Source organism: Janibacter sp. LM, assembly GCF_039631275.1.
GTDB lineage: Bacteria > Actinomycetota > Actinomycetes > Actinomycetales > Dermatophilaceae > Janibacter > Janibacter terrae.
This window is the reverse complement of sequence record NZ_JBDIVG010000001.1, coordinates 260,691-276,074: the sequence shown is the minus strand read 5'-3', so window position 1 is coordinate 276,074 and position 15,384 is coordinate 260,691. Positions and strand designations below refer to the sequence as shown.

The window sequence follows — 15,384 nt, the reverse complement described above, 5'->3', positions numbered from 1 at the left end:
ACCGAGACCCGTCACGGGCACGAGCGTCCGTCCGCGGCTAGCCTCGCCCCATGTCCACCAGCGAGCGACTGCCCTACCTCGACGCGTCCCTGCCGGAGGCGTGGAAGTCCCTCAACGCCCTCGCGCTCAAGGTCTCCGCCGCCGCGGAGGCTGCCGGCCTCGAGCGCGAGACCCTCGAGCTGATGAACGTGCGCATCTCGCAGATCAACGGCTGCGCGTTCTGCCTCGACCTGCACACGCGCAAGGCGCTCGATGCCGGCGCGAGCCAGCAGCGCCTCGCGCTGCTGCCGGCCTGGCGCGAGTCCACGCTCTTCGACAGCGTCGAGTGCGCCGTGCTCGACGTCGCCGAGGTGACGACCACCCTGCCCGACCCGCAGCAGCGCGGCGAGGCCCTCGTCGCCGCCCGGCGCCTGCTCGGCGACGAGTCCTTCGCCGCGGTCGAGTGGGCGGCCGTGACGATGAATGCCTTCAACCGGGTCTCGATCCTCTCCGAGCACCCGGTCCGCCGGCGGGACTAGAGCGGGACGACGTTGACGAGCTTGGGTGCCCGCACGATGACCGTGCGGATGCCGCCCTCCGTCGTCGCCTTGATCTTGTCGCGCCCCAGCGCCAGCTCGCGCAGCTCGTCCTCGGAGATGTCGGCCGGGACCTCGACGCGGTCGCGCACCTTGCCCTTGACCTGGATGACGCAGGTGACGCTCGACTCGACCATCTTGCTCGGGTCGGCCACAGGGAAGGGCTCCGCGCTGAGGGAGGCGGAGTGCCCCAGCCGCGACCACAGCTCCTCGGCGAGGTGGGGGGCGACCGGCGCGGCCATGAGCACGAGCGGCTCGATCGCTGCGCGCGGCACGGAGGCCAACTTGGTCAGCGCGTTGTTGAGCTCGATGAGGCGTGCGATGGCGGTGTTGAAGCCCAGGGTCGCGTAGTCCTCGGTGACGGCGGCGATCGTCTGGTGCAGCAGGCGCTCGGTGTCCGCGTCGAGGGCGTCGTCGGTGACGTGCACCTCACCGTTCTCCTCGTCGACGACGTTGCGCCACAGCCGCTGCAGGAACCGCTGGCTGCCGACGACCGCGCGCGTCTCCCAGGGCTTCGACTGGTCGAGCGGGCCGAGCGACATCTCGTAGACGCGGAAGGTGTCGGCGCCGAACTGCTCGTACATCTCGTCGGGGCTGACGGCGTTCTTCAGCGACTTGCCGATCTTGCCGTACTCCTGCGTGACCGGTCGGCCCTGCCAGGTGAACCCCGTCGCGACGCTCGCGTCCTCCTCGACCTCGGCGGCCGGCACCGGCTGGCCGCGGTGGTCGCGGTAGGCGTGGGCCTGGATGTAGCCCTGCGAGAAGTACCGACGGAAGGGCTCCTCGCTGCTCACGTGGCCCAGGTCGAAGAGGACCTTGTGCCAGAAACGCGCGTAGAGCAGGTGCAGCACGGCGTGCTCGACGCCGCCGATGTACAGGTCGACGCCGCCCGGGTCGCGCGTGCCGGCGGGTGCGCCGGGGACCGGCGTCTCGCGCGGCCCGACCCAGTAGGCCTCGTTGGCCGGGTCGACGAGCGCCTCGTCGTTGGCGGGGTCGAGATAGCGCAGGTAGTACCAGCACGACCCGGCCCAGTTGGGCATCGTGTTGGTCTCGCGGCGGTACCGCCTGGGTCCGTCGCCGAGGTCGAGCTCGACCTCGACCCACTCCGTCGCGCGCCCGAGCGGCGGCTCGGGCGTGCTGCCGGCGTCGTCGGGGTCGAAGGTCCGGGGGCTGTAGTCGTCGACCTCGGGCAGCTCGACCGGCAGCATCGACTCGGGCACGGCGTGCGCGACGCCGTCCTCGTCGAAGAGGATCGGGAAGGGCTCGCCCCAGTAGCGCTGGCGGGAGAAGAGCCAGTCGCGCAGCTTGTAGTTGACCGTGCCGCGGCCGACGCCCTGCTCCTCCAGCCACGCGGTGATCGCGGCCTTGCCCTCGGCGACGGACAGGCCGTCGAGCGAGACCGACGCGCTCGTGGAGTTGATGATCGTGCCGTCGCCGGCCCATGCGCCCTCGTGCCCCTCGGGCGCGGTGACCGTGGGGATGATCGGCAGGTCGAAGGCGGTCGCGTACTCGAAGTCACGCTGGTCGCCGGACGGCACGGCCATGATCGCGCCGGTGCCGTAGCCCATGAGGACGTAGTCGGCGACGAAGACCGGGATGCGCTCGCCGCTCACCGGGTTGGTCGCCCAGCCGCCGGTGAAGACGCCGGTCTTGTCCTTGGTCTCGATCTGGCGCTCGACGTCGCTCTTGCGGCCCGCGGCGGCCCGGTACCCCGACACCGCGGCGAAGGGGGTCTGCTCGCCACCCGTCCACGCGGGCTTGGTCCCCTCGGGCCAACCGCCCTGCGGGACGAGGGAGTCCACGAGCGGGTGCTCGGGCGCCAGGACCATGAAGGTGGCACCGAAGAGCGTGTCCGGCCGGGTCGTGAAGACCTCGATCGGGTGCTCGGAGCCGTCCGCGCCGGTGGCGGTGAAGGTGACCTGCGCGCCCTCGCTGCGGCCGATCCAGTTGCGCTGCATGGCCTTGACCTTGGCCGGCCACTCGACGCGGTCGAGGTCGTCGGCCAGGCGGTCGGCGTAGGCGGTGATGCGCATCATCCACTGGCGCAGGTTGGTCTTGAAGACCGGGTAGTTGCCCCGCTCGGAGCGACCGTCGGCAGTGACCTCCTCGTTGGCCACGACCGAGCCCAGACCGGGCGCCCAGTTGACCGGTGCCTCGGCGGAGTAGGCCAGGCGGTAGCCGTCGAGGACGTCGGAGCGCTCCTTGGGCGACAGGTCCGCCCAGGCGCGGGTCTCCCCCTTCGGCAGCTCGCGGGCACCGGAGGCGAAGGACTCGACGAGCTCGCTGATCGGCCGGGCGCGCCCACGCCCGCCGTCGGGCCGCTCGGCGTCCTCGTCGTACCAGGCATTGAAGATCTGCAGGAAGATCCACTGCGTCCAGCGGTAGTAGTCCGGGTCGATCGTCGCGAAGGCGCGACGGTCGTCGTGGCCCAGGCCGAGGCGCCGCAGCTGGCGCCGCATGACGTCCATGTTGGCCTCGGTCGTCACCCGCGGGTGCTGCCCGGTCTGCACGGCGAACTGCTCCGCCGGCAGGCCGAAGGCGTCGTAGCCGAGGCAGTGCAGGACGTTCTTGCCGAGCATCCGCTGGTAGCGGGCGTAGACGTCCGTCGCGATGTACCCCAGGGGGTGGCCGACGTGCAGCCCCGCGCCGGAGGGGTAGGGGAACATGTCGAGGACGAGCATGTGGCCGTCGAGCTGCCGCACCCGCTCGGGCTCGGCCCACGGACCGGCCGGGTTGGGCGCGCGGAAGGTCCCGAGCTCCTCCCAACGGTCCTGCCAGCCGGTCTCGATCCGGCCGGCCATCTCCGCGGTGTAGCGGTACGGCGTCTCGCTCATCAGTGCAGGTCTCCCGGGGTGTTGAGGTCGGGAGCCAGACTACTTGTCGTCCACCGCCGCCTGCTCCAGCGCCTCGGTGATCCCGGGCTCGACGGGGCCGAGCACGGGGTCGCGGCCGGTGACGACGTCGAGGGCCGCCTTGACGTTGGCGAGGTACTCGCGCTGCTGCCCCGACCGCCACGGTCCGGAGTACCGGCGCATCGTCTCGTCGCCGACACCGACGGTGGCCAGGCCGACGGCCCGGCAGACCGCGACGGCCCGGGGCACGTGGTAGCCCTGCGAGACGATGACCGCGTCGGGCACCTCGAAGATCCGCCGGGCCCGCACGCACGTGTCGTAGGTGTCGCGACCGGCGAAGTCCCGCACGACCCGCTCCCGCGGCACCCCGGCGTCGACGAGGTGGTCACGCATCGCGGTGGGCTCGTCGTAGGAGTGCGTGCGGTTGTCGCCGCTCACGAGGACCGCGTCCACCGTGCCGTCGAGGTAGAGGTCACGGGCGATGTCCAGCCGCGCGGCGAGGAAGGGGGTGGGCTCACCCTCCGCGTCCAGCCCGGCCCCGAGGACGATCGCCACCGAGCGGTGCGGTGCGTCCTCGGCCGTGTACACGTGGTCCTCGCTCGCCCGGGCCACCCAGATGTTGGGGCCGGCGACCACGAGGACCACGAGCAGCACCACGCCGCCGACCAACCAGCGCCACCTGCGCCTCATCCGTGCCCCCTGACAGTCGACCATCCCTCTGCGAGAGTGTGGACCATGAGCGACGACGAGCGCACCACCGACGTCCTGGCCCGGCTCGACGAGACGCGAGAACGCCGCGAGGAGCTCTACCGCCACCTCCACTCCCACCCCGAGCTGTCGCACGAGGAGAGCGAGACGGCCGCGCTCGTCGCGCAGCGCCTCACTGGGTCCGGGTACGACGTGCGCACCGGGATCGGCGGGACCGGGGTCGTCGGCGTCCTCACCCGGGGCGAGGGCGGGCGCGTGCTGCTGCGCGCCGACATGGACGCACTCCCCGTGCCCGAGGCCACCCGGCTGGACTACGCGAGCACCGTCACCACCCGGGACACGAAGGGGGAAGAGGTCCCGGTCGCGCACGCCTGCGGCCACGACGTGCACGTCACGTGCCTGCTCGAGGCGGCGGACCTGCTCGCCTCCGCCCCCGAGGGCGCGTGGAGCGGCACGGTGATCGCCCTCTTCCAGCCGGGCGAGGAGCGGGGCGACGGAGCCGGACGCATGGTCGAGGACGGTCTGGCCGAGGTCGTCGGGCCGGTGGACGTCGCGATGGCGCAGCACGTGCTCGCCTTCCCCGCCGGCACGGTGGCCACGCGCCCCGGACCGGTGCTCTCGGCCGGCGACAGCATCCGGATCACCGTCCACGGCCGCGGGTCGCACGGGTCCATGCCGCAGACCGCCGTCGACCCCGTCGTCCTCGCCGCGATGATCGTGCTGCGGCTGCAGACGATCGTCTCCCGCGAGATCGGCCCGACCGACCCGGCGGTCGTCACCGTGGGCTCGATCCACGCCGGCACCAAGAGCAATGTCATCGGCGACCACGCCGTGCTCGAGGTCAACACGCGGACCTACTCCGACGGGACCCGCCGGCGCGTGCTCGAGGCGATCGAACGCATCGTGCGGGCCGAGTGCCAGGCCTCGGGCAGCCCCCACGAGCCGCAGCTGGAGCTGTACGACCGCTTCCCGGCGACGGTCAACGACGAGGCGACGACGGCGAGGGTGCGCGCGGCCTTCGACGAGCACTTCGGCGCGGACTCGCGCGAGCTGCCGCTGCAGTCCGCGAGCGAGGACTTCAGCGACATCCCGACCGCGCTCGGCGTCCCGTACACCTACTGGGCCATCGGTGGCATCGACCCGCAGCGGTACGCCGCGGCGGAGGCGGCCGGCCGGGTCGACGAGGACATCCCGGCCAACCACTCCCCCGCCTTCGCGCCCGTGATCCGCCCGACCCTCGACGTCGGTGTGCGGGCGCTCGTCGTGGCCGCCCTGGCGCACCTGGGCTGAGGCCCGGGGGGTCGGACGTGCCTAGCCCGCCGTCCCCACGCTGAGCAGCACGACCGCGTCCTCGAGGGCCTGCAGGTCGTGGCGCACGCCGGGGACGACGAGCAGCTCACCGGCGCCGCCCTCCCACGTCTCCTCGCCCGCGGCCAGGCGCACCCTGCCCTGCAGCACCTGCAGCGTCGCCTCCGGCGGGCTCTCGTGCTCGCCGAGCTCCTGGCCCTGCAGCAGGGCGATGAGGGTCTGGCGCAGGACGTAGTCGTGGCGGCCGTGGACCGTCACGGCGCTGCGCCCGGCCGATCCCTCCCGGGCCTTGGCCAGGTGCTCCTGCGCGAGCGCAGTCAGTGACATCGACTCCATGACGACTCCTCCGTGCGGTGACATGTCCCCCCATCCTGCTCCACCGGCAGCCGGTACGGTGCCCCCATGGGTGAGCAGCAGCGCCGGATCTCCTGCCTCCGTGTCCCGGACGTCGAGGACGTGGATCAACCAGTGCACCTACTGCGCCGTCTCCCACGGCGCGGCCCTGCGCGAGCACTCCGGTGACCCGGTCATGGCCGACCTCGTCGCGGTCAACTGGCGACAGGCGGAGCTGACCGAGCGCCAGCGGGCGATCGCGGAGTATGCCGAGCTGCTCACGGTCTCGTCCGGGTCGGTGGAGGAGGGCGACCTGGAGCCGCTGCGGGCCGCCGGCCTCGACGAGCACGAGATCCTCGAGGCCGTCCAGGTCATCGGGATGTTCAACATGACCAACCGCGTCTCCAGCGCGATCGGCCTGGTGCCCAACCACGAGTACCACGGCCAGGCGCGCTGACGCTCAGTCCTCGTCCGCGTCCTCGTCGCCCGTCGGCGGGTAGGTCACGGTCGTGCCGTCGACGACGGCGAAGGGGGTCAGCTCGTGCGCCTTGGGCGCTGCGGCCGAGATGATCTCCAGGGCGGTGTGACCGCGCACCACGAGGGCGTCGGCGACGAGTCGCCGGTGACAGCGCCACGGTACCGCCTCGGCGCACATGATCGCGCAGGAGTCCTCCTCCGCGAGCTCCAGCAGCGTCTCCAGCCCCCGCTCGAACTCCTCGGTGAGCATGTGATCCGCGTAGCCCTGGAAGGAGGCATTGCGCCAGGCGCCGTTGGGTGAGTCGGGACGGCGCTTGCGCAGGCCGCCGAGCTCGGCGACGTAGGAGTACGCGAGCCCGACCCCGGCCAGGGAGTCCGCGAGTGCGTCCCCCCAGTACTGCGGGTTGCGACGCGACTTGGGCACCGTGCGGATGTCGACGACCCGGGTCACGCCCCGGGCGGTCAGCAGCTCGATGAGCTCCTCGACGGGCCGGGTCGAGTGGCCGATCGTGTGGATGGTGCTCATCGGCCCATCATGCCTGCACGCGGACCCTCACCAGCAGGAGCCTCATCCCGACCCCGACGACGATGGCCCAGAAGGCGGCGCTGATCCCGGCGACGGCGACACCGGAGGCCGCGACGACGAAGGTGGTGACGGCGGGGACGTGGTCCGCCGGGTCGGCGAGGGCCGCCCGCAGCGAGCCGGCGAGGGTGCCCACCAGGGCGAGCCCGGCCACCGCCGGGACGACGCCCTCGGGGGCCAGCGCGACGAGGGTGGCCAGGGCGGCCGAGGCGATGCCGATCGGGAGGAGGAGCGTGCCCGAGGTCACGCTGGCGATCCACCGTCGGGAGCGGTCCTCCCCCGCCTCCGGGCCGGCCGCGAGCGCGGCGCTGATCGCGGCCAGGTTGATCCCGTGGCCGCCGGCCGGGGCGCCGAGCAGCGTGCCGGCCCCGGTGACGAGCATCGCGCGCTGCCACGGGACCTCGTAGCCGTAGCCACGCATCACCGCCAGGCCCGGGACGTTCTGCGAGGCCATCGTCACGAGGTACAGCGGCAGGGCGATGCCGACGAGCCCGCCGATGGTGAAGGTCGGCGTCGTCAGCTCCAGCCGCGGCACGAGCGCCGACGCCTCGATGGGCGTGCCCGAGCGCGGGAGGTGGACCCCGATGACGACCGCGGCCGCGACGAAGGCGAGCGGCGAGGCCCAGCGGGGCAGGAGGCGCAGCGTGAGCAGCCAGACCAGGACGACGGGTCCGACCGCCCACGGGTTGGCCGCCATCCCGGTCACCGCCCCGAGGCACAGCTGCAGGACGATGCCCGCGAGCATCGCCTGGGCGACGGAGGCAGGGATCCTGGCGATGAGGGCACCGAGCGCCGGGACGAGCCCGGTGAGCACGACGAGGGCACCGGTGACGACGAAGGCGCCGACCGCTGCCGACCACCCACCGGCGACCGCGCCGGTGGAGGCGAGCAGTGCGGCCCCCGGCGTCGACCACGCGATGGTCACCGGCAGCCGCGTGGAGAGCGACAGGACGATCGAGCCCAGGGCCATGAGCACCGTGAGGGCCATGAGCCCGCTGGCCGCCTGCGCCCGGCTGGCGCCGACCGCCTCCAGACCCGCGAGGACGATGACGAACGCGCTCGTGAACCCGACGAGTGCCGTGACCACCCCTGCACCCACGGGTTGGAGGGTCGGCTCGCGCATGGCGTCACGGTACGGGAACGTCCGAAGGCCCGGACCTGACGGTCCGGGCCTTCGTGCCACTGGGTGGAGCTGAGGGGATTCGAACCCCTGACCCCCTCCATGCCATGGAGGTGCGCTACCAACTGCGCTACAGCCCCGAGTGGGTTCCCCGTGAAGGGGACTGCGGAAGCATACCCACATGCCCCCCTTCCTCACCAAATCGGCGGCGCCGGAGGGGTCAGAGGCCGGCCGCGGACGCGTTCCACTGGGTGATCCGCCAGCCGGCGCGCCCCTCCTCGAGGCTCGCCCAGTGGCAGTTGCCGAAGCCGCCGAGCACCCGCCACGCGGTGGTCTGGTCCAGACCGACGAGCTCGGCGACGAGCGAGCGACCGGTGACCCCGTGGGTGGCGATGACGACGCACTCGGCCGCGTCCATGGACGCGAGCAGGTCGTCGAGGGCAGCGCGCGTGCGCTCGCCGACGTCGGCGAGCGACTCGCCGTGACCGCCCCGCTTGAAGTCCTCGCCGGAGATGAGCTTGTCGGCGTCCTGCGGGTACTGCGAGTACACCTGGGCGGCCGTGAGGCCCTGCCAGCCACCGGCGTGGATCTCGCGCCAGCGCTCGTCGGTGCTCACCGGGAGGCCACCGCAGGCCGCGGCGACCTCCTCGGCCGTGTCCCGGGCCCGCACGAGGTCGGAGGAGACGACCCGCGTGGGACGAAGGGAGGCGATCGCCGCCGCCGCAGCGCGGGCCTGCTCACGGCCCAGGTCGGTCAGCTCGTGGTCGAGCTGTCCCTGCCAGATGCCCTTGAGGTTGGAGCCGGTCTGGCCGTGCCGCAGGACGACGAGGCGACGGGGGTCCCCCTTCGTCCCCCCTGCGGCCTCCGCGGAGACGCGGCGGGTGGCCTCGGTCACTGCTCGCCGGCGGTCTGCTGGGAGCCCACCACCCCGAGGTCCAGGTGGGGGCAGTCGCGCCACAGGCGCTCGAGGTCGTAGAAGTCCAGCTCGTCGTCGTGCTGGGCGTGCACGACGATGTCGCCGAAGTCGAGGAGGACCCAGCGCCCGGGGCCGTGGCCCTCTCGGCGCAGCGTCTTGACGCCGGCCTCCTCGCGCAGGGTGTCCTCGATCGCCTCGGAGACCGCCTGGACCTGGCGCTCGTTGTCCGCCGAGACGATGACGAAGATGTCGGTGAGGGGCATCTGGCCGGACACGTCGAGCCCGGTGATGGTGGTCGCGAGCTTGTCGGCCGCCGCGCGGGCGGCGATCTTCGCGAGGTCGAGGGCGTGCTGGGTGGCTGCCACGGTCTGGGTCACTCCCGGGGGTCGGTGTAGAGCTCGTACTTGTTGATGTACTGGACGACGCCGTCGGGGACGAGGTACCAGACGGGTTCGCCGTCGGCGACCCGCTCGCGGCAGTCCGTGGAGGAGATCGCCATGGCGGGCACCTCCTGGAGCGTCACGTTGTCCTGCGGCAGGCCCGACTCGCTGAGCACGTAGCCGGGCCGGGTGACGCCGATGAAGTGGGCGAGGCCCCACAGCTCGTCGACGTCCTTCCACGACAGGATCTGCGCGAGGGCGTCGGCGCCGGTGATGAAGAAGAGCTCGTCGTCGGGGCGCTGGGCCCGCAGGTCGCGCAGGGTGTCGCTGGTGAACGTCGGGCCCTTGCGGTCGATGTCCACGCGGCTGACGGTGAAGCGCGGGTTGGACGCCGTCGCGACGACCGTCATGAGGTAGCGGTGCTCGGCCGGGCTGACCTGCTTGTCCGCCTTCTGCCAGGGCTCCCCCGTGGGCACGAAGACGACCTCGTCGAGGTCGAAGAGGGACTGCACCTCGCTCGCAGCGACGAGGTGCCCGTGGTGGATCGGGTCGAAGGTCCCACCCATCACGCCGAGGCGCTTGCTCAGTGGTGGTCCCCGGCGCCGTGGTGCCCGTGGTCCTCGTGCACCACGGTGTTGTCCGCGGTGGCGACCTTGGTGGCGGCCTGGCGGAAGGCGAAGAGGGCGCCCAGCATGATGGCGAAGAAGAGGAGGGCGATCAGGCCGTACGCGGAGGGCGGGATCGGCAGCTCGACGTGGTGCTCGCTCTCGGCGGCGAGGGAGGCAAGGGTGCTCAGCATGGGGCCATGCTACAAGGCTGCGGGGGCGCCGCAGCCGAGCGGTGGGTTGTCCACGGGCGTCGTCCACAGCCCTGTGGGCGAGGACGTGGGGAGCGCCCTGCGCCTGTGGACACGCCTGTGGGCGGTGTCCGCTCGGCGATGGATCCGCTCTCCTGTTGCCCCGGGTGCCCGAAGACGCGTAGAACAGTCCTCACACCGCGGCCGCACGACGGCCGTCAGGACCACAGGGATAACGACGCACGCACGACCATCACGGCGCCACCGTGGGGGTCATCGGCGACGCGAGCGGCGTCGGCGCCTCCTGGTCCACGTGTCACCACGTCGTCGTGGCCCCTGCCCCGACGACGTGCTGCAGTCGCCGCAGGGCCCGAGAGGGTGCGTGCACGGACAGCGGTCGAGGGGCCTCTTCCACGGGAGTGGAGGGGGCCCTCGACCTGCGTCAGGTGACTGCGGGGTCAGCCGCGGACCTGGCCGTCACCCTCGACGACCCACTTGGTCGTCGTCAGCTCGGGCAGGGCCATCGGCCCGCGGGCGTGCAGCTTCTGCGTCGAGATGCCGATCTCCGCACCGAAGCCGAACTCGCCACCGTCGGTGAACCGCGTCGACGCGTTGACGAGCACCGCCGCGGCGTCCACCTCGGCGGTCCAGCGGCGGGCGGCGGCCCGGTCCTCGGTGACGATCGCCTCGGTGTGGCCGGAGCCGTGGCGCCGCACGTGCTCCATCGCCGCGTCGACGTCGTCGACGACCGCGACCGACATCTCCAGCGCGAGGTACTCCTGCGCGAAGTCCTCGTCGGTCGCCGCCAGCACGTCGACGCCAGCCGGGGCGAGCTCGCGCGTCGCCGCGTCACCGTGCAGGGAGACGCCGGCGCCGGCGAGGTCGGCGAGCGCCTTGGGGAGGAACTCGCCGGCGATCTCGCGGTGGACGAGCAGGGACTCGGCGGCGTTGCACACGCTCGGCCGGTGCGTCTTGGCGTTGAGGGTGATCGCCAGGGCCTTGCCGAGGTCGGCGGCCGCGTCGACGTAGACGTGGCAGTTGCCGACGCCGGTCTCGATGACGGGCACGGTGGACTCGAGGACGACGGTCTGGATCAGGCCTGCTCCCCCGCGCGGGATGAGCAGGTCGACGAGCCCGCGCGCGGTCATCAGCGCCCGGACCGCGTCGTGGTCGCCCTCGAGGAGCTGCACGGCGTCCTGCGGCAGCCCGTGGTCGGCCAGCGCCGAGCGAAGGGAGTCGACGAGGGCCCGGTTGGTGCTCGCAGCGGCCGAGCCGCCGCGCAGGATCATCGCGTTGCCGGACTTCAGCCCCAGGCCGGCGGCGTCCACCGTGACATTGGGCCGGGCCTCGTAGATCATCCCGATGACACCCATCGGCACCCGCACCTGACGGATCTGCAGGCCGTTGGCCAGGGTCGAGCCGCGCACGACCTCGCCGACAGGGTCGGGCAGGGCCGCGAGGTCCCGCAGTGCCTGCGCGACCGCGGCCACGCGGGCCGCGTCGAGGGACAGGCGGTCGAGCAGGCCGGGGGCCATCCCCCCTTCGCGTCCGCGTCGCAGGTCCTCGGCGTTGGCGGCGACGATGCGCTCCGAGGCCGCGTCCACGGCGTCGGCGAGCGCGAGGAGGGCGGAGTCCTTCTCGGCGCGGGTCAGCAGGGCGAGGCGGCGCGAGGCGACCCGGGCGCGCTCCGCGAGCTCCCGGACCACGGCGGTGCTGTCGGTCATGCCTCCAGACTAGGAGCCCGGCGGCGCCCCGTCCGATGCGGTCCGGGGGGCGGGCAGTGGCAGGATGCCGTGGTGACCACGATCCTCTCCATCCAGTCCCACGTCGCCTACGGCCACGTCGGCAACTCCGCCTCCGTCTTCCCGATGCAGCGCCTCGGGGTCGAGGTGTGGCCCGTGCACACGGTGAACTTCTCCAACCACACCGGCTACGGCGCCTGGCGCGGCCCGCTCATGGACCCCGCGGACGTCGCCGACGTCGTGACGGGCATCGGCGAGCGCGACGCCTTCGCGCAGGTCGACGCGGTCCTCTCGGGCTACCAGGGCGGCGAGGGCATCGGCGCGACGATCCTGGGGGCGGTGGAGCAGGTCAAGGCGGCCAACCCCGGGGCCATCTACGCGTGCGACCCGGTCATGGGCAATGCCGCGTCCGGGTGCTTCGTCCACGAGTCGATCCCGGTGCTGCTGCGCGAGCAGGTCGTCCCGCACGCCGACCTCATCACGCCCAACCAGTTCGAGCTCGGCTTCCTCACCGGTACCGAGCCGCGGACCCTCGAGGAGACGCTCGCCTCGATCGACGCCGCCCGCGCGATGGGCCCGAGCACCGTGCTCGTCACCTCGGTCCTGCGACCCGACCGCCCCGAGGGGACGATCGAGATGATCGCCGCCCACGACGACGAGGCGTGGATCGTGCAGACCCCGCACCTGCCGCTCAAGGCCAACGGCTCCGGCGACGTGACCGCCGCGCTCTTCACGAGCCACTGGCTGCGTACCCGCTCGCTGCAGGAGTCGCTCGGGCGCACCGTCTCCTCCGTCTTCGACCTGCTGCAGCTCACCCACGAGTCCGGCCAGCGCGAGCTGCAGCTCGTCCAGGCGCAGGAGGCCTACGCCCACCCGCAGCTGCAGTTCGAGGTCACCCGGGTGCGCTGAGCCGCGTCAGAGCAGCGCGAGGTGGTCCCGGTGGATGACCTCGCGCTCGTACCGCGGGCCGATCTCCTGCTCGAGGTCCTTGGTGCTGCGCCCCATGAGGTGAGGCAGCTCGCCGGAGGTGTAGTTGACGAGCCCGCGGGCGATGACGACGCCGTCGGGACCGATGACGTCGACGGGGTCGCCGTCGACGAAGGACCCGCTCACGCCGGTGATCCCGGCAGGCAGCAGCGAGCGGCCGCGGTCGCGCAGCGCGGTCACGGCACCGGCGTCGATCTGGACCGAGCCGCGGGGGGTGGTGGCGTGCGCCAGCCAGAGCGCGCGCGAGCCGCGGCTGCGCTCCTGCGGCACGAACCACGTGCCGACGTCCGCCCCCGCGAGCGCGTCCACGACACGGTCGGACGAGGTGAGCACGGTGGGGATGCCGGCGGCGCCGGCGATCGTCGCGGCCTCGACCTTGGTCGTCATGCCGCCGGAGCCGACGGCCGAGCCGGTGCCGCCGATCGAGATCTCCGCCAGCTCGGCGGCGTCGCCGACGACCGGGACCCGCTCGGCGCCGGCCGTGCCGGGGGCCGCCGTGTAGAGGGCGTCGACGTCCGTGAGCAGCACGAGCGCGTCGGCGCGCACGAGGTGGGCGACGAGCGCCGCGAGGCGGTCGTTGTCGCCGAAGCGGATCTCGTCCGTGGCGACGGTGTCGTTCTCGTTGACGATCGGGATGACGCCGAGGTCGAGCAGGGAGTCCAGGGTGCGCTTGGCGTTGGTGTAGTGGGTGCGCCGGGTGACGTCGTCGACGGTGAGCAGCACCTGCCCGATGGTGTGGCCGTGCCTGCCGAAGGCTGCGTCGTAGGCCGAGAGCAGCACGCCCTGGCCCACGCTCGCGGCCGCCTGCTGGCGGGCCAGGTCACGCGGACGGGTTTCCATGCCCAGGGGACCGATCCCCGCGGCGATGGCACCCGAGGAGACGAGGACGATCTCGGTCCCTGCGCTGCGGCGCACCGACAGCGCGTTGACCAGGGCGGTGAGCCGGGCGACGTCGAGCTCCCCGCCGGCGGCGCTCGTCAGGGACGAGGACCCGACCTTGACGACGACGCGGCGCGCATCGGCGACGGCCCGACGGCCACCGGCCATCAGTCGTCCTCGGTCCAGTGGCCCGCCTTGCGCTCGGTCCACAGCCCCTCGCGGGCGGCGGTCTGGGCGTCCTTGCGCGCGTGGAACTCCTCGCGGCGCTCCTTGGTCGTGCGACGCGAGTTGTCGTCGAAGCGCAGGTCCTGGCCGCGGTGGCCGAGCAGCTCGGCGCCACCGACGAGGGTCGGCTCCCAGTCGAAGACGACCGCGTCCTCCTCGGGGCCGATGAGCACGGTCGAGCCGCCGACTGCGCCGACCTTGGTCAGCTGCTCCTCGACCCCGGCCCGGTTCAGCCGGTCGGCGAGGTAGCCGACGGCCTCGTCGTTGGAGAAGTCGGTCTGGTTCACCCAGCGGGTGATCTTGTCGCCGAGCACCCGGAAGACCTCGCCGTCGGCGGTGCTCTCGCGGCGCACGACGAAGCCCGCGTCGTCGACGCCCTTGGGGCGCAGCACGACCCGCTGGGGGACGAGCTCGACCGCGATCTCGGCGCGGGCGGCTTGCACGTGGCGGGCCATCGCGAAGGTCAGCTCCTTGAGCCCGGTGTGCGCGACGGCGGAGACGATGAAGACCTCCAGGCCGCGCTCCTGCAGGTCGCTCTTGACCATCTCGGCGAGGTCGAGGGCGTCCGGCACGTCGGACTTGTTGAGCACGACGATGCGGGTGCGCTCGGACAGCGGCTTGCCGCCGAGGGTGTCGTCGGCGACGTACGCCGACAGCTCGGCCTCGATCGCCTCGAGGTCGCTCATCGGGTCGCGACCGGGCTCGAGGGTCGCGCAGTCGATGACGTGGACGAGGACGGAGCAGCGCTCGACGTGGCGGAGGAACTCCAGGCCCAGCCCCTTCCCCTCGCTCGCGCCGGGGATCAGGCCCGGGACGTCGGCGACGGTGAAGCGCGCGTCGCCGGCGGTGACGACACCGAGGTTGGGCACGAGGGTGGTGAAGGGGTAATCGGCGATCTTCGGGCGGGCCGCCGAGAGGACCGAGACGAGCGAGGACTTGCCGGCGCTCGGGAAGCCGATGAGCGCGACGTCGGCGAGCGACTTCAGCTCCAGGACGACCTCCGTGGACTCCCCCGGCTCGCCGAGCAGGGCGAAGCCGGGCGCGCGGCGCCGCTGGCTCGACAGGGCCTTGTTGCCCAGTCCGCCGCGACCGCCCTGCGCCGCGACGAAGCGCGTGCCGGGGGTGACGAGGTCGGCGAGGACGTCGCCGTGGCGGTCGGTGACGACCGTGCCCGCGGGCACGGGCAGGACGAGGTCCTCGCCGTTCGCGCCGTTCTTCTCGTCGCCGGCTCCGGGCGCGCCGTTGGTGGCGCGCCGGTGGGGGCTGCGGTGGTAGTCGAGGAGGGTCGTGACCTGCGGGTCGACGAGCAGCACGACGTCACCGCCGTTGCCGCCGTTGCCGCCGTCGGGTCCGCCGAGCGGCTTGAACTTCTCGCGGTGCACGGAGGCGACGCCGTGGCCGCCCTTGCCGGCCTCGACGTGCAGGGTGACGCGATCGACGAAGGTCGTCACGACCTCACCTCTTCTTGATGTCTCGTGGTGGTGCAGGTACGGCGAAGGGGGC

The 15,384-nt window shown here is 72.7% G+C and carries 16 protein-coding genes and 1 tRNA gene; 4 read left to right on the top strand and 13 right to left on the bottom strand.

Annotated features, from left to right (window positions below; translation table 11 throughout):
* Positions 1-50: 50 nt before the first annotated feature.
* Positions 51-518 (top strand): carboxymuconolactone decarboxylase family protein, encoded by a 468-nt coding sequence (locus ABC138_RS01300; RefSeq protein ID WP_068422221.1) that lies wholly within the window; start codon positions 51-53, stop codon positions 516-518.
* Here ABC138_RS01300 and leuS read toward each other — a convergent pair.
* Positions 515-3,409 carry a leucine--tRNA ligase gene (gene leuS, locus ABC138_RS01295; RefSeq protein WP_345912501.1) on the bottom strand — a complete coding sequence of 965 codons (2,895 nt, stop codon included), beginning with the start codon at positions 3,407-3,409 and terminating at the stop codon, positions 515-517. The genes ABC138_RS01300 and leuS overlap by 4 nt on opposite strands.
* Positions 3,410-3,448: 39 nt before the next feature.
* Positions 3,449-4,117, bottom strand: coding sequence for an ElyC/SanA/YdcF family protein (locus ABC138_RS01290; protein ID WP_068325056.1), 669 nt, complete (start codon positions 4,115-4,117; stop codon positions 3,449-3,451).
* Between the two features lie 45 nt (positions 4,118-4,162).
* Between ABC138_RS01290 and ABC138_RS01285 the strand changes: the two genes are divergently transcribed.
* A complete protein-coding gene (locus tag ABC138_RS01285; RefSeq protein ID WP_068422228.1) occupies positions 4,163-5,425 on the top strand; it encodes an amidohydrolase in 1,263 nt (420 codons plus the stop codon).
* A gap of 21 nt (positions 5,426-5,446) precedes the next feature.
* On the opposite strand, the gene ABC138_RS01280 is transcribed toward ABC138_RS01285, so the two are convergent.
* Positions 5,447-5,803, bottom strand: coding sequence for a cupin domain-containing protein (locus tag ABC138_RS01280; protein WP_245634710.1), 357 nt, complete (start codon positions 5,801-5,803; stop codon positions 5,447-5,449).
* Positions 5,804-5,879: 76 nt separating this feature from the next.
* On the opposite strand from ABC138_RS01280, the gene ABC138_RS01275 reads away from it, so the two are divergent.
* The gene (locus ABC138_RS01275) at positions 5,880-6,233 is read left to right on the top strand and encodes a peroxidase-related enzyme (RefSeq protein ID WP_068422231.1); all 354 of its coding nucleotides are present in this window, start codon (positions 5,880-5,882) and stop codon (positions 6,231-6,233) included.
* 3 nt (positions 6,234-6,236) lie between these two features.
* Here ABC138_RS01275 and ABC138_RS01270 read toward each other — a convergent pair whose 3' ends face one another.
* The 8 genes from ABC138_RS01270 to ABC138_RS01235 all read right to left on the bottom strand — a co-directional run bounded on the left by ABC138_RS01270 (position 6,237) and on the right by ABC138_RS01235 (position 11,772).
* The gene (locus ABC138_RS01270) at positions 6,237-6,779 is read right to left on the bottom strand and encodes a DUF488 domain-containing protein (protein ID WP_345912500.1); all 543 of its coding nucleotides are present in this window, start codon (positions 6,777-6,779) and stop codon (positions 6,237-6,239) included.
* Positions 6,780-6,786: 7 nt separating this feature from the next.
* Positions 6,787-7,959, bottom strand: a complete 1,173-nt coding sequence (locus ABC138_RS01265) for a benzoate/H(+) symporter BenE family transporter (RefSeq protein WP_345912499.1) — start codon at positions 7,957-7,959, stop codon at positions 6,787-6,789.
* 64 nt (positions 7,960-8,023) lie between these two features.
* Positions 8,024-8,096, bottom strand: a tRNA-Ala gene (locus tag ABC138_RS01260).
* Positions 8,097-8,176: 80 nt separating this feature from the next.
* Positions 8,177-8,851 (bottom strand): histidine phosphatase family protein, encoded by a 675-nt coding sequence (locus ABC138_RS01255; protein WP_068422239.1) that lies wholly within the window; start codon positions 8,849-8,851, stop codon positions 8,177-8,179.
* Positions 8,848-9,237 carry a ribosome silencing factor gene (gene rsfS, locus ABC138_RS01250; protein ID WP_068325487.1) on the bottom strand — a complete coding sequence of 130 codons (390 nt, stop codon included), beginning with the start codon at positions 9,235-9,237 and terminating at the stop codon, positions 8,848-8,850. The genes ABC138_RS01255 and rsfS overlap by 4 nt, the downstream gene beginning before the upstream one ends.
* A gap of 8 nt (positions 9,238-9,245) precedes the next feature.
* On the bottom strand, positions 9,246-9,821 hold the full coding sequence (gene nadD / locus ABC138_RS01245; protein WP_255218288.1) for a nicotinate-nucleotide adenylyltransferase: 576 nt from the start codon (positions 9,819-9,821) through the stop codon (positions 9,246-9,248).
* 14 nt (positions 9,822-9,835) lie between these two features.
* Complete coding sequence (locus ABC138_RS01240) at positions 9,836-10,051, bottom strand: hypothetical protein (RefSeq protein WP_068325064.1); 216 nt, start codon at positions 10,049-10,051, stop codon at positions 9,836-9,838.
* Between the two features lie 455 nt (positions 10,052-10,506).
* Entirely contained in the window at positions 10,507-11,772 is a 1,266-nt protein-coding gene (locus ABC138_RS01235; protein WP_068422242.1) for a glutamate-5-semialdehyde dehydrogenase, read from the bottom strand.
* Positions 11,773-11,844: 72 nt separating this feature from the next.
* Between ABC138_RS01235 and pdxY the strand changes: the two genes are divergently transcribed.
* Positions 11,845-12,699 carry a pyridoxal kinase PdxY gene (pdxY, locus tag ABC138_RS01230; protein WP_068325066.1) on the top strand — a complete coding sequence of 285 codons (855 nt, stop codon included), beginning with the start codon at positions 11,845-11,847 and terminating at the stop codon, positions 12,697-12,699.
* 6 nt (positions 12,700-12,705) lie between these two features.
* Here the strand turns inward: pdxY and proB are convergent, their stop codons facing one another.
* Positions 12,706-13,824: a glutamate 5-kinase gene (gene proB, locus ABC138_RS01225; protein WP_068325067.1), complete on the bottom strand. Its 1,119-nt coding sequence runs from the start codon at positions 13,822-13,824 to the stop codon at positions 12,706-12,708.
* Entirely contained in the window at positions 13,824-15,332 is a 1,509-nt protein-coding gene (obgE, locus tag ABC138_RS01220) for a GTPase ObgE (protein WP_345912498.1), read from the bottom strand. Before obgE ends, proB begins: the two co-directional genes overlap by 1 nt.
* Positions 15,333-15,384: the final 52 nt, after the last annotated feature.